The sequence below is a fragment of the Klebsiella pneumoniae subsp. pneumoniae HS11286 genome (assembly GCF_000240185.1).
Classification (GTDB): domain Bacteria; phylum Pseudomonadota; class Gammaproteobacteria; order Enterobacterales; family Enterobacteriaceae; genus Klebsiella; species Klebsiella pneumoniae.
Map to the genome: position 1 here is coordinate 4,424,603 of NC_016845.1, position 12,295 is coordinate 4,436,897.

15 protein-coding genes are annotated in these 12,295 nt (G+C 58.8%); 8 read left to right on the forward strand and 7 right to left on the reverse strand.

The genetic code is table 11. The features are described from left to right. Nucleotide 1: 1 nt before the first annotated feature. Nucleotides 2–715 carry a thiol:disulfide interchange protein DsbC gene (locus KPHS_43890; RefSeq protein YP_005228689.1) on the reverse strand — a complete coding sequence of 238 codons (714 nt, stop codon included), beginning with the start codon at nucleotides 713–715 and terminating at the stop codon, nucleotides 2–4. A 22-nt stretch (nucleotides 716–737) separates the two neighbouring features. Continuing rightward, nucleotides 738–1,634: a site-specific tyrosine recombinase XerD gene (locus tag KPHS_43900; RefSeq protein YP_005228690.1), complete on the reverse strand. Its 897-nt coding sequence runs from the start codon at nucleotides 1,632–1,634 to the stop codon at nucleotides 738–740. A gap of 100 nt (nucleotides 1,635–1,734) precedes the next feature. On the opposite strand from KPHS_43900, the gene KPHS_43910 reads away from it, so the two are divergent. After that, a complete protein-coding gene (locus KPHS_43910) occupies nucleotides 1,735–2,256 on the forward strand; it encodes a flavodoxin (protein ID YP_005228691.1) in 522 nt (173 codons plus the stop codon). Nucleotides 2,257–2,262: 6 nt separating this feature from the next. On the opposite strand, the gene KPHS_43920 is transcribed toward KPHS_43910, so the two are convergent. Further along, on the reverse strand, nucleotides 2,263–2,673 hold the full coding sequence (locus KPHS_43920) for a protein YgfX (RefSeq protein ID YP_005228692.1): 411 nt from the start codon (nucleotides 2,671–2,673) through the stop codon (nucleotides 2,263–2,265). After that, nucleotides 2,654–2,920, reverse strand: coding sequence for an FAD assembly factor SdhE (locus KPHS_43930; RefSeq protein ID YP_005228693.1), 267 nt, complete (start codon nucleotides 2,918–2,920; stop codon nucleotides 2,654–2,656). The genes KPHS_43920 and KPHS_43930 overlap by 20 nt, the downstream gene beginning before the upstream one ends. 245 nt (nucleotides 2,921–3,165) lie before the next feature. Between KPHS_43930 and KPHS_43940 the strand changes: the two genes are divergently transcribed. Beyond that, nucleotides 3,166–4,149: a tRNA-modifying protein YgfZ gene (locus KPHS_43940; RefSeq protein YP_005228694.1), complete on the forward strand. Its 984-nt coding sequence runs from the start codon at nucleotides 3,166–3,168 to the stop codon at nucleotides 4,147–4,149. Nucleotides 4,150–4,299: 150 nt separating this feature from the next. On the opposite strand, the gene KPHS_43950 is transcribed toward KPHS_43940, so the two are convergent. Both KPHS_43950 and KPHS_43960 read right to left on the reverse strand, forming a co-directional pair. Next, nucleotides 4,300–4,959: a putative oxidoreductase gene (locus tag KPHS_43950; protein YP_005228695.1), complete on the reverse strand. Its 660-nt coding sequence runs from the start codon at nucleotides 4,957–4,959 to the stop codon at nucleotides 4,300–4,302. 163 nt (nucleotides 4,960–5,122) lie between these two features. Continuing rightward, on the reverse strand, nucleotides 5,123–5,434 hold the full coding sequence (locus tag KPHS_43960; protein YP_005228696.1) for an ASCH domain-containing protein: 312 nt from the start codon (nucleotides 5,432–5,434) through the stop codon (nucleotides 5,123–5,125). A 49-nt stretch (nucleotides 5,435–5,483) separates the two neighbouring features. On the opposite strand from KPHS_43960, the gene KPHS_43970 reads away from it, so the two are divergent. The 6 genes from KPHS_43970 (at nucleotide 5,484) to KPHS_44020 (ending at nucleotide 11,413) form a co-directional block, all read left to right on the forward strand. Beyond that, nucleotides 5,484–6,212, forward strand: coding sequence for a putative regulator (locus KPHS_43970; protein ID YP_005228697.1), 729 nt, complete (start codon nucleotides 5,484–5,486; stop codon nucleotides 6,210–6,212). Between the two features lie 118 nt (nucleotides 6,213–6,330). Further along, nucleotides 6,331–7,764 (forward strand): 6-phospho-beta-glucosidase, encoded by a 1,434-nt coding sequence (locus KPHS_43980; RefSeq protein YP_005228698.1) that lies wholly within the window; start codon nucleotides 6,331–6,333, stop codon nucleotides 7,762–7,764. A gap of 124 nt (nucleotides 7,765–7,888) precedes the next feature. Continuing rightward, the gene (locus tag KPHS_43990; RefSeq protein ID YP_005228699.1) at nucleotides 7,889–8,248 is read left to right on the forward strand and encodes a copper-sensitivity suppressor protein A; all 360 of its coding nucleotides are present in this window, start codon (nucleotides 7,889–7,891) and stop codon (nucleotides 8,246–8,248) included. Between the two features lie 49 nt (nucleotides 8,249–8,297). Next, nucleotides 8,298–10,307, forward strand: coding sequence for a suppression of copper sensitivity protein (locus tag KPHS_44000; RefSeq protein ID YP_005228700.1), 2,010 nt, complete (start codon nucleotides 8,298–8,300; stop codon nucleotides 10,305–10,307). Nucleotide 10,308: 1 nt separating this feature from the next. Beyond that, nucleotides 10,309–10,920 carry a suppression of copper sensitivity protein gene (locus KPHS_44010; protein ID YP_005228701.1) on the forward strand — a complete coding sequence of 204 codons (612 nt, stop codon included), beginning with the start codon at nucleotides 10,309–10,311 and terminating at the stop codon, nucleotides 10,918–10,920. After that, entirely contained in the window at nucleotides 10,910–11,413 is a 504-nt protein-coding gene (locus KPHS_44020) for a protein disulfide oxidoreductase (RefSeq protein ID YP_005228702.1), read from the forward strand. Before KPHS_44010 ends, KPHS_44020 begins: the two co-directional genes overlap by 11 nt. A gap of 120 nt (nucleotides 11,414–11,533) precedes the next feature. Here KPHS_44020 and KPHS_44030 read toward each other — a convergent pair whose 3' ends face one another. Beyond that, on the reverse strand, nucleotides 11,534–12,277 hold the full coding sequence (locus KPHS_44030; protein ID YP_005228703.1) for a putative oxidoreductase: 744 nt from the start codon (nucleotides 12,275–12,277) through the stop codon (nucleotides 11,534–11,536). Nucleotides 12,278–12,295 lie beyond the last annotated feature (18 nt).

The window sequence follows — 12,295 nt, forward strand, 5'->3', positions numbered from 1 at the left end:
ATCAGTTACCGCTTGTCTGTTTTTTGTGCTCATCAAGGAACGCCTTCAGCTCTTTCGGCCCCTGATAGCCCGGCAGCACCATGCCGTTACTGAGGACCATCGCCGGCGTACCGTTGACGCCCATCTGCACGCCGAGGGTGTAATGTTTGGCGATATCTACGCTGCAGCTCGCCGGCTGCACGCCTTTACCATTCATGGCGTCATCCAGCGCTTTGTTGCGATCTTTCGCACACCAGATCGCTTTCATATCCTGCTCGGCCTGGCTTTGCAGCCCCTGGCGCGGGAAGGCCAGATAACGCACGGTGATCCCCAGCGCGTTGTAGTCGCTCATCTGCTCGTGCAGTTTATGACAGTAGCCGCAGGTAATATCGGTGAAGACGGTGATGACGTGCTGCTCCTTCGGCGCTTTGTAGACAATCATCTCATTGCTCAGCGCGTTCAGCTTACCCAGCAGCAGCTGGTTGGTGACGTTGACCGGCTGCGCGCCGCTCACGTCGTACATCGGCCCCTGGATGATATGTTTGCCGTCGTCGGTCACGTACAGCACGCCGCTGTCGGTCAGCACCGTGCTCATCCCGGAAACCGGCGATGGTTGAATATCGGTGCTCTGCACACCCAGCTTCGCCAGCGACTGTTTAATTGCCGCGCTATCGGCGTGCGCCGCTCCTGAAAGGGAGGCCGCCAGCAGGGTGAACATCAATAAACCTTTTTTCATACTCAGTCCTTTTGTTCAGCACTCACGCCCGCGGGTGGTGCTGTTGATGAAGTTGTCGCAGACGCTCGGTCGCCACGTGGGTGTATATCTGCGTGGTGGAGAGATCGCTGTGTCCTAACAGCATCTGCACCACGCGCAGATCGGCGCCATGATTGAGCAAATGCGTGGCGAACGCATGGCGTAACACGTGCGGGGAAAGCTTTTCGCTGTCGATCCCCGCCAGTACGGCATAGTGTTTAATCCGATGCCAGAAGGTCTGGCGCGTCATCTGCTGGGCGCGCTGGCTGGGAAATAAGACATCCGACGCCACGCCGTTCAGCAGCCAGGGGCGACCATACTCGAGGTAATTTTCCACCCACAGTACCGCCTCTTCCCCCAGCGGCACCAGCCGCTCTTTGTTGCCTTTTCCCACCACCCGCAGCACGCCCTGCCGCAGGCTGATGTCGCTCATCGTCAGCCCCACCAGCTCCGAGACGCGCAGGCCGGTGGCATACAGCACCTCCAGCATCGCTTTATCGCGCAATTCCAGCGGCTGCTCCACCAGCGGCGCCTGCAGCAGGCGCTCAACCTGCGCCTCACTGAGATCTTTTGGCAGCCGCTGCGGTAGCTTCGGCGAGGCCAGCAGCGCGCTGGGATCGTCCGGGCGAATTTTTTCCCGGTACAGATGCTGGAAAAAACGGCGCACGGCGCTCAGCAGGCGCGCGGTGCTGGTGGCTTTGTAGCCGCCGGACTGCCGCTCAGCCAGCAGCGCCTGCAGATCGTCGCTGCCAACGCTTGCCAGCGACAGGCCGCGATGGTGCAACCACTCAACTAACATCGTCAAATCGCGACGGTAGGCGCTGAGCGTATTCTCCGCCAGGTTGCGCTCCAGCCAAAGGGCATCGAGAAACTGTTCGATTAGTGCCAGATCCTGTTTCACATCGGCCTCTTTGTTCGTTAAACGCTCTCATTATGCCTTAAGAGGACGCCTTTCTGGTACACTGCCCGCCATTCACGGCAAGAATCGAGATGTTTACGCGATGAATATAGGTCTGTTTTACGGCTCCAGTACCTGCTACACCGAAATGGCCGCGGAGAAAATCCGCGATATCATCGGCCCCGAACTGGTGACGCTGCACAATCTGAAAGATGACTCCCCCGCGCTGATGAGCCAGTACGACGTACTGATCCTTGGCATCCCGACCTGGGATTTCGGCGAAATTCAGGAAGACTGGGAAGCGGTCTGGGATCAGCTGGACACCCTGAACCTCGAGGGAAAGATCGTCGCGCTGTACGGCATGGGCGATCAGCTGGGCTACGGCGAATGGTTCCTTGACGCGCTCGGCATGCTGCATGACAAGCTGGCGACCAGGGGCGTGAAGTTTGTCGGCTACTGGCCAACCGAAGGCTATGAGTTCACCAGCCCGAAACCGGTGATCGCCGATGGCCAACTGTTCGTTGGCCTGGCGCTGGATGAAACCAACCAGTACGACCTGAGCGACGAGCGCATCCAGAGCTGGTGCGAGCAGATCCTCGGCGAAATGGCCGAACACTTTTCCTGACGCGGCTTACTCCTGCGCCGGTTTTTGCAGCACCAGCCGGCGCAGATCGCGCCACTCTCCGGCGTCCATGCTGTCCGCCGCCAGCCAAAGATGCTGTCCGCGCCGGGTATCGACATGGCGCAAACGCAGCAGCATACCGCTATTGATAACCCACGGCGTCCCGAGGATTTCCCATTCGGCGTTTTGCCAGCGAAGACGGGAATCGGTGAGCAGTTTTATCTCCCCGCGACGGGCATGGATCCGCCGCTGGCTGCGCACGCAGTCGAAGACCACCAGCGACAGCAGCAGCAGCCAGATCGGGGTATAGCTCAGCGGCCAGGGAACCAACAGCACCAGGGCCGCCACCACGCCGTGAAGCAGCAGGGAAAACCACTGCGCGCGCCAGGAGATACGGAGATCAGATTGCCACAGGACCACGTTCCCGATTCCGTGTCTGAATTAAGGTTACCATCCGCTGCAGCTCCGCATCGGCCGGTTTGCCGTGGTTCATCAGCCAGTTGAACAGATCCGGATCGTCATTTTCCAGCAGGCGAATGAACAGCTGTTTGTCAGCGTCGCTGAGGGTATCGTACTCATACTCAAAGAACGGCATGATGGAGATGTCGAGTTCGCGCATCCCGCGGCGGCATGCCCAGTGGATACGTGCTTTATTGTTAATGTCCATGTTGACCTTCCAGCAGCAAAATATAGGTTAGTTTAACCCGTTTTCTGCCGTAACTTTACAGGAATATCGCTGAATGCGAGCATCCTTCCATAAAAACCTTAAAATAATGATGGGTTTATTGATTCCCTGCGTCAGGCGGCTGTCTCACGCCAGCGCACAAATGGCCTGTTGAAAGCACTTGCAATGCACTATAGCTCTTTTACCATTGGTCACACACACTGCGTTAAGCGATTCAGGATATGACTATGGCTTTTACACCTTTTCCTCCGCGTCAGCCTTCCTCTTCCGCTCGTCTGCCGTTAACGCTGATGACCCTGGATGACTGGGCGCTGGCGACAATTAGCGGGCCGGACAGCGAAAAATATCTGCAGGGGCAGATTACCGCCGATGTGAGTCATCTCACCGATGCCCAGCATCTGCTTGCCGCCCACTGTGATGCCAAAGGCAAGATGTGGAGCAACCTGCGCGTATTCCGTCGCGAGGGCGGCTTCGCGTGGATTGAGCGCCGCAGCCTGCGCGACGCGCAGCTGACCGAGCTGAAAAAATATGCCGTCTTCTCCAAAGTCACCATTGCCGCCAACGACGATCTGGTTCTGCTGGGAGTAGCCGGCTTCCAGGCGCGCGCCGCGCTGGCGCCGCTGTTCGCCGCCTTGCCCGACGCTGCCACCCCGGTGGTCAGCGAAGGCGCCACCAGCCTGCTGTGGTTTGAACACCCGGGCGAGCGCTTCCTGCTGGTGACCGATGTCGACACCGCCAACCGCGTCACCGACGCGTTGCGCGGCGAAGCGCAGTTTAACAACAGCCAACAGTGGCTGGCGCTGAATATTGAAGCCGGCCTGCCGGTTATCGACAGCGCTAACAGCGGGCAGTTCATTCCGCAGGCCACCAACCTGCAGGCGCTGGGCGGCATCAGCTTCAAAAAAGGCTGCTACACCGGCCAGGAAATGGTCGCGAGGGCGAAATTCCGCGGCGCCAATAAGCGCGCGCTGTGGACGCTGTCAGGGACCGCCAGCCGGGTGCCGGAAGCCGGGGAAGACCTGGAGCTGAAGATGGGCGACAACTGGCGCCGCACCGGTACGGTGCTGGCAGCCGTACAGCTGGATGACGGAAGCCTGATGGTCCAGGTAGTGATGAATAACGACATGGAACCGGACAGCGTGTTCCGTGTACGCGACGATGCCGGCAGCCTGAGCATCAAACCATTGCCGTATTCGCTGGAAGAAAATTAAGGAAAAGTTCCCGGCTTGCGGCGCTTGCGCCTTAGCCGGGCTACCCGGCCGCAGAATATCGTAGCCACGGTAAGCGTAGCGCCACCGTGGAATTTCCAGGCCGTAGAGTATTGTAGCCACGGTAAGCGCAGCGCCACCGTGGGATGTTTATCAGGACTGGCCGATGTAAAGATAAATCGCCAGGAAGTGACACACGCTGCCGCCGAGCACGAAGCCGTGCCAGATAGCGTGGTTATAAGGAATACGTTTGCAGACGTAGAAGATGACCCCCAGCGAGTACACCACCCCGCCAACCGCCAGCAGCGTTACCCCGCCCACCGCCAGCTTCACCGCCAGCTGATAGACCACGATAAGCGACAGCCACCCCATGGTCAGATAGGTCACCAGCGACAAAATTTTAAAGCGGTGCGCGATGGTCAGCTTAAACAGGATCCCCAGCAGCGCCAGGCTCCAGATGACGATCATCAGCCCCTTCGCCAGCGGTGAATTCAACCCCACCAGCAAAAACGGCGTGTAGGTCCCGGCAATCAGCAAATAGATGGCGCAGTGGTCGAATTTCTTCAGCCACTGTTTCGCCCGCTGATGCGGGATCGCGTGATAGAGCGTGGAAGCGAGGAACAGCATAATCATGCTGCCGCCGTACAGGCTGTAGCTGGCGATCGCCGTCGCGCTGGCGTTTGTATCTGCCGCCTGCACCAGCAGCAACACAAGGCCGACGATACCGAACACCAGCCCGATCCCGTGGCTGATGCTGTTGGCAACTTCCTCTGCCAGAGAATATCCCTGAGTGATTAATGGTTTGCGAACCATACTGGACTCCGTGAAAACAAGAACGCTTTCATTGCCCACTTAGGGTAACTGAGAATGATTCCAGTGAACACCTGTTAGCTAAAATAAAACGATGTATATTTGTAAATACTTTAAAATCATAAAGTTACATTTTTATTTCAACTCACAGCTGTTCCTGATTATCTTAAAGCGCTTTGAATTCAATGACATAAAACTGGCTCTCGCCAGGATAGATGTCGCTGATGACCTGCCGCAGCTGCCCGAGAGTCATATTCTCCTGTTGCGCATGCTGTTCGGTCAGCGTATCGAGCGTCACCGTCGAGGTCGCGGTCACGGCAATGGTGCAAAAATAGCCGTCATCTTCATAGCGCCCAACGCGCAGCACATCGCCGGGCTTAAAGTGCGACTCCGCTGCATCGCGAATGGTGATGGTTTTGCGCCCGGCGAGGATGTCGTCCTGAAAACGCTGAAAAAAGGTAATGTCATTGGCCTGCATGATATAATTCCGTCCTGGTCATTATGAATTGTGAGTTCGCCCTGTGAGTATGTTCTCCCACGCCGCTGTCGCCAGTCTCAATAATCTTGAGATGATGGTCTACCACTACGTCATTAAAAATCGTGACAAAGTGATGTACATGACCATCCGCGAACTGGCCGAGGCCGCCGGGGTCTCCACGACCACCGTGTTACGCTTCTGCCGCAAACTGCAGTGCGAGGGCTACTCTGAATTTCGCGTGCGCTTTAAATTATATCTCGAGCAGAATGAGCCTCAACAGGCAAATATCGGCGCCAGCGAAATAATGAGCTTTTTTAAAAGCGTCAATAATGACGAGTTCGATGAATTACTCGAGCAGGCCGTCGATATTATTCTCGCCTCCGAACGTATTATTTTTGTCGGCGCCGGCACCTCCGGCGCGCTGGCGAAATATGGCGCACGCTTCTTCTCCAACGTCGGTAAATTCAGCAACCATATTGACGACCCCTATTTTCCGGTAACCAACGATATGGCCCGCAACGCGCTGGCGATCGTGCTTTCCGTCTCTGGCGAGACGGAAGAGATCCTGCGCTTTGCCAGCCAGTTCAGTCTGCATCATTGCAAGGTAATGTCGATTACCAGCCATGAGCATTCGCGGCTGGCCAAACTGGCTGATTTCAATCTCTCCTGGCACGTGCCGCAGACGCGCATTGGCGGGGTCTACGATATTACAACGCAAATTCCAGTGATCTATATTCTCGAATCCCTCGGACGTAAATTAGCGCGCAAAATCAGCTAAAAATAACAGCCTGTTTTTTTGATGTAACATATTACCTTTGGCGGAATTTGTTATATCGTGACATTCACTTTCACTTTGCTAGACTCGAGAACAATAGTTATTAGAGAGATTAGCCAGGATGAAAAAATTAACCCTTCCGAAAGATTTTTTATGGGGCGGCGCGGTCGCCGCGCATCAGGTTGAAGGCGGCTGGGATCAGGGCGGCAAAGGCCCCAGCATCTGCGATGTGTTGACCGGCGGGGCGCACGGCGTGCCGCGCGAAATCACCCACCAGGTCGAAGCGGGAAAATACTACCCGAACCACGAAGCCGTCGACTTCTACGGTCGCTACAAAGAAGACATCAAACTGTTCGCCGAGATGGGCTTCAAATGCTTCCGCACCTCTATCGCCTGGACCCGCATCTTCCCGCAGGGTGACGAAACCCAGCCGAATGAAGAGGGACTGAAGTTCTACGACGACATGTTCGACGAGCTGCTGAAATACAACATCGAGCCGGTGATCACTCTCTCCCACTTCGAGATGCCCCTGCACCTGGTGCAGCAGTATGGCGGCTGGACCAACCGCAAAGTGGTCGATTTCTTTGTGCGCTTTGCCGAAGTGGTCTTCGAGCGCTATAAGCACAAAGTGAAATACTGGATGACCTTTAACGAGATCAACAACCAGCGCAACTGGCGCGCGCCGCTGTTCGGCTACTGCTGCTCCGGGGTGGTCTATACCGAGCATGACAATCCGGAAGAGACCATGTACCAGGTGCTGCACCACCAGTTCGTGGCCAGCGCGCTGGCGGTGAAAGCGGCGCGGCGCATCAACCCGGACATGCAGGTCGGCTGCATGCTGGCGATGGTCGCCCTCTACCCTTACTCCTGCAAACCGGAAGATGTCATGTTCGCCCAGGAGTCGATGCGCGAGCGCTACGTCTTTACCGACGTCCAGCTGCGCGGTTACTACCCGAGCTATGTGTTGAATGAATGGGAACGCCGCGGCTTCAACATCAGGATGGAAGACGGCGACGCGCAGATCCTGCGCGAAGGTACCTGCGCCTATCTCGGCTTCAGCTACTACATGACCAACGCGGTGAAAGCCGAGGGCGGCACTGGCGACGCCATTTCCGGTTTCGAAGGCAGCGTGCCGAACCCGCACGTCAAAGCTTCCGACTGGGGCTGGCAGATTGACCCGGTCGGCCTGCGCTATTCTCTGTGTGAACTGTATGAGCGTTATCAGAAGCCGCTGTTTATCGTGGAAAACGGCTTTGGCGCCTACGACAAAGTAGAAGCCGACGGCAGCATCAACGATGACTACCGCATCGACTACCTGCGCGCCCACATCGAAGAGATGATCAAAGCGGTCACTTATGACGGCGTCGATCTGCTGGGCTATACCCCATGGGGCTGCATCGACTGCGTCTCCTTCACCACCGGGCAGTACAGCAAACGCTACGGCTTCATCTACGTCAACAAACACGACGATGGCACCGGCGATATGTCCCGCTCGCGCAAGAAGAGCTTTAACTGGTACAAAGAGGTCATCGCCAGCAACGGTGAGAACCTGTAACTAACCGCCCTCTCCCGGCCGGGGGAGGGCTAATTGCTTATCCGCCAGACACTTCTTTACAGCTTTACCATTGCCAAAACCCGTTCGCCCGTTAAGATAAGCCTCGTGAATATTTGAGGCAATCATGATTAAGCGACAACGCAAAGCCATTCTTTTTGTCCTCCTGGCCTGTCTGGTAGTGCTAACCTGCACCGCCCAGCGGATGGCCGGGATGCACGCGCTGGTCATGAACCTCACCGCCGACAGCCCGTCGCTACAGCAAAACCAGGATCAGGTCGAGGCGCCGGTCACGCCGTGCGAGCTCAGCGCCAAGTCGCTGATGGCCGTTCCGCCGATGCTGTTTGAAGGGGCGCTGTTGGCTATCACCCTGCTGCTGGCGGTGCTGGCGGCGATCCCGCCGCGTATCGAACGCCAGTGGCCTCCCCGCGTTATCTCCCCACCCCGATTGCGGGTGCATCTGCGATTATGCATCTTCCGTGAGTGATTGATTCTCCTGACAGTTCAGGTTAATTCATCACTTACGGAGCAAACTTATGTATATGGTATTCAGGCGACTACTGGTCTGCCTGCTTTGGCTATGGCTGCCCGTCAGCCAGGCCGCCGACAGCGGCTGGCTGCGCGCCGCCGACAATCAACACGCCAGCGTCCGCCTGCGGGCGCAAACCGAAAGCAATGGCGACACTCGCCTGCTTTTAGACGTAGCGCTGGAAAAGGGCTGGAAAACCTACTGGCGCTCGCCAGGGGAAGGCGGCATCGCGCCGGCTATCGCCTGGCACACGCCGCTGGAGGTGAACTGGCGCTGGCCGACGCCGCAGCGCTTCGACGTCGCGGGCATTTCCACTCAGGGCTATCACGGCGACGTCAGCTTTCCGATGACGCTGCGCGGGAAGATACCGCCGACGCTTAGCGGCGTCCTGACGCTCTCTACCTGCAGCAATGTCTGTATTCTCACTGACTATCCCTTTTCGCTGGATATGACGACTCCGGCGGGGGAGCGATTTAATTATGATTTTACCCGCGCGATGGGCACACTGCCGCTGCGCGATGGCCTGACTTCGCAACTGACCGCCAGCTACGTCAGCGGCAAACTGACGGTGACCGCCCGCCGCGATGCCGGCTGGCAGCAGCCAGCGCTGTTTATCGACAGCATGGAGGATGTCGATTTCGGTAAGCCGAGCTTTACCAGCCGCGGCGCTACGTTGACCGCCACCGTACCAGTCACCGACAGCTGGGGCGAAGCGGCGCCGGACCTGAGCGGCAAAACGCTGTCGCTGGTGCTGGCCGATAGCGGTCAGGCGCAGGAAAGCCAAATCGCCGTCGCCGCCGGCAGCGCCGCGCCGGGGCTGGCGTTAGGCTGGGTGCTGCTGATGGCGCTGGCCGGCGGGCTTATTCTCAACGTCATGCCCTGCGTGCTGCCGGTGCTGGCGATGAAGCTCGGCTCGCTGGTGCAAACCGAAGGTCGCGAACGCGGCGCGGTGCGGCGGCAGTTCCTCGCCTCGGTGTGCGGGATCGTCGTCTCGTTCCTGGCGCTGGCGCTGATGATGACCGCGCTACGCCTGGGGAATCAGGCGCTCGGCTGGGGCATCCAGTTCCAGAACCCGTGGTTTATCGGCGCGATGGCGCTGGTGATGGTGCTGTTCGGCGCCAGTTTATTGGGGCTGTTCGAAATCCGCCTATCCTCCAGCGCCAGCACTTTCCTCGCCACCAGGGGCGGCAACGGCTTAATGGGCCATTTCTGGCAGGGCGCCTTCGCCACCCTGCTGGCGACGCCCTGTACCGCGCCGTTCCTCGGTACCGCCGTGTCGGTGGCGCTGGTGGCGCCCCTGCCGCTGCTGTGGGGCATTTTCTTCGCCATGGGGATCGGCATGAGCCTGCCGTGGCTGCTGATCGTTGCCTGGCCGGGTCTGGCGCAACGACTGCCACGCCCGGGCCGCTGGATGAATCATCTGCGGGTGGTGCTGGGGCTAATGATGCTTGGTTCAGCGCTATGGCTGGTCAGCCTGCTGACGATCCACATCGGCCGTACGCCGGTGCTTACCCTGCTGGTGATTCTGGCCATCGCCCTGCTAGTGGCCACCGCCTGGCGCTACCGCTGGCGGACGGCGCTACGCGCGGGCGCTCTGGCCATCGTGGTGGCGGGCGCCGTCGCCTTTGTCGCCCAACAGGACGGCCAGGGCCCGCGCCGCGACCGGGTTAACTGGCAGCCGCTCAGCGAGCAGGCTATCGCCAGCGCCCTGGCGGAGCATAAGCGGGTATTTATTGATGTCACCGCCGACTGGTGCGTGACCTGTAAAGCCAATAAATACAACGTGCTGCTGCGCGACGACGTCCAGCAGGCGCTGTTAGCGCCAGACGTAGTCGCCCTGCGCGGCGACTGGAGCCGCCCCTCCGCTGACATTAGCCAGTTTTTAACCGCTCGCGGCAGCGCCGCGGTGCCGTTTAACCAGATTTACGGACCGGAATTGCCGCAGGGACAGATTCTGCCTGCGCTGTTAGACCGCGAACACCTTCTCGCCACCCTGTCCGCCGCTAAAGGAAAATAACATGAGAGCTATCACCGCCTTATTACTGCTGTGCGTATCGGCCTTCAGCTTCGCCGCCCCGGCGGAAGAACCACAATCGAACGGTAATGACCAGTTAGCCCAGCTGCTGTTTAACGATCCGAATAGCCCGCGCACCGGCGCGAAAGAGCCAAAACTCACAATCGTCTCGTTTACCGATTACAACTGCCCTTACTGCAAACAGTTTGATCCGCTGCTGGAAAAAATCGTCCACGATAATCCGGACATCCAGCTCATCGTTAAGCTGCTGCCGTTTAAAGGGCAGAGTTCGGTGAATGCCGCTAAAACCGCGCTCTCCACCTGGCGTCAGCAGCCCGATAAATTCTGGGCGCTGCATCAGCGGCTGATGGCGAAAAAAGGCTATCACGATGACGCCAGTATCGCCGCCGCGCAGAAGAAAACCGCCACCGATAGTGTAAAAATCGATGACAAGACCATGGATTCGCTGAAGATGAACCTGATTTTGTCGCAGGTGCTGAATATTCAGGGCACCCCGGCGACCATCATCGGCGATCAGATGGTGGCCGGCGCGATCCCTGCTGATGAGCTGGAGGGGCTGGTGAAAGAGCAGCTGGCGAAAGCCCGTGGCCAGTAAAATCAGGCGCTGGCTGCGCGAGCTGGCGGTGTGGCTGCTGATTGGCGCGGCGGTGAGCCTGGCGGTGGATTATTTTCGCCAGCCCGCGCTGCCGCAAAACGTCAGCGCCACATCGCTGCAGACACTCGACGGCAGGACGCTGGATCTGCATGCCATGAGCCAGCAAAAGCCGCTGCTGCTGTACGTCTGGGCGACCTGGTGCGGAGTTTGTCGCTATACCACGCCGTCGGTGGCATCGCTTGCCGCGGACAGCGGCAATGTGCTGACGGTAGCCCTGCGTTCCGGCGATAACGTCACGCTGGAGAAGTGGCTGACCAGGAAGAAACTGGCGCTGCCGACGGTGAATGATCCAAGCGGCCAGCTGGCGCGGCAGTGGGATATCCAGGTAACGCCAACGCTGGTGGTCATTTCTCAAGGCGAGGTAAAGTCGGTTACCACCGGCTGGACCAGCGGCTGGGGAATGCGCCTGCGGCTGTGGCTGGCCTCCTGGTAGGCCGCCGGGCTTTAGCGGTTTTTATGCCGGGTAAGGCGTATCCGCCACCCGGCCTACCATTCGGCTTTGACCCCGTAGGGCCGGCAAGCGCAGCGCCGCCGGGCAATAGACATCTACGGGTTATTTCCCGCCCGCCAGTTCAAGGAAGCTACCCGTCACATACGACGCTTTGTCGCTCAGCAGCCAGGCAATGGCCTGAGCGACCTCTTCCGGCAGGCCGCCGCGCTGCATCGGTAGCGAACCTTTCACTCGATCCACGCGTCCCGGCTCACCGCCGGAGGCGTGCATCTCGGTATAAATCAGCCCCGGACGCACGCCGTTGACCCGGATCCCCTGCGCCGCCACCTCCAGCGCCAGCCCGGTGGTCAGGGTATCTACCGCCCCTTTCGACGCGGCATAGTCAACGTACTCCCCCGGCGCGCCAAGGCGCGAGGCCGCCGACGACACGTTAACTATCGCCCCGCCCTTGCCGCCATGCCGATGTGACATACGCTTTACCGCCTCACGACAGCAGAGGAAGTAACCGGTGACGTTGGTGGCCAGCACGCGGTTAATACGCTCGGCGCTCAGGCTCTCCACCGTACACTGGGTAAACAGGATCCCGGCGTTGTTGACCAGCGCCGTCAGCGGCTCGCCCATGCGGTCGATCGCCTCAAACATCGCCATCACCTGCGCTTCATCGCTGATGTCCGCCCGCAGCGCCGTGGCTTTGCCGCCAGACGCCACAATGGTATTCACCACCTCGGTGGCGGCGTTAATGTTGTGATGGTAATTGACCGCCACGGTATACCCTTCCTGCGCCAGCAGCAGCGCCGTCGCCCGGCCTATGCCGCGGCTCGCGCCGCTAATAAGAGCTATTCCCATACCTTCCCTCCAAAAAAA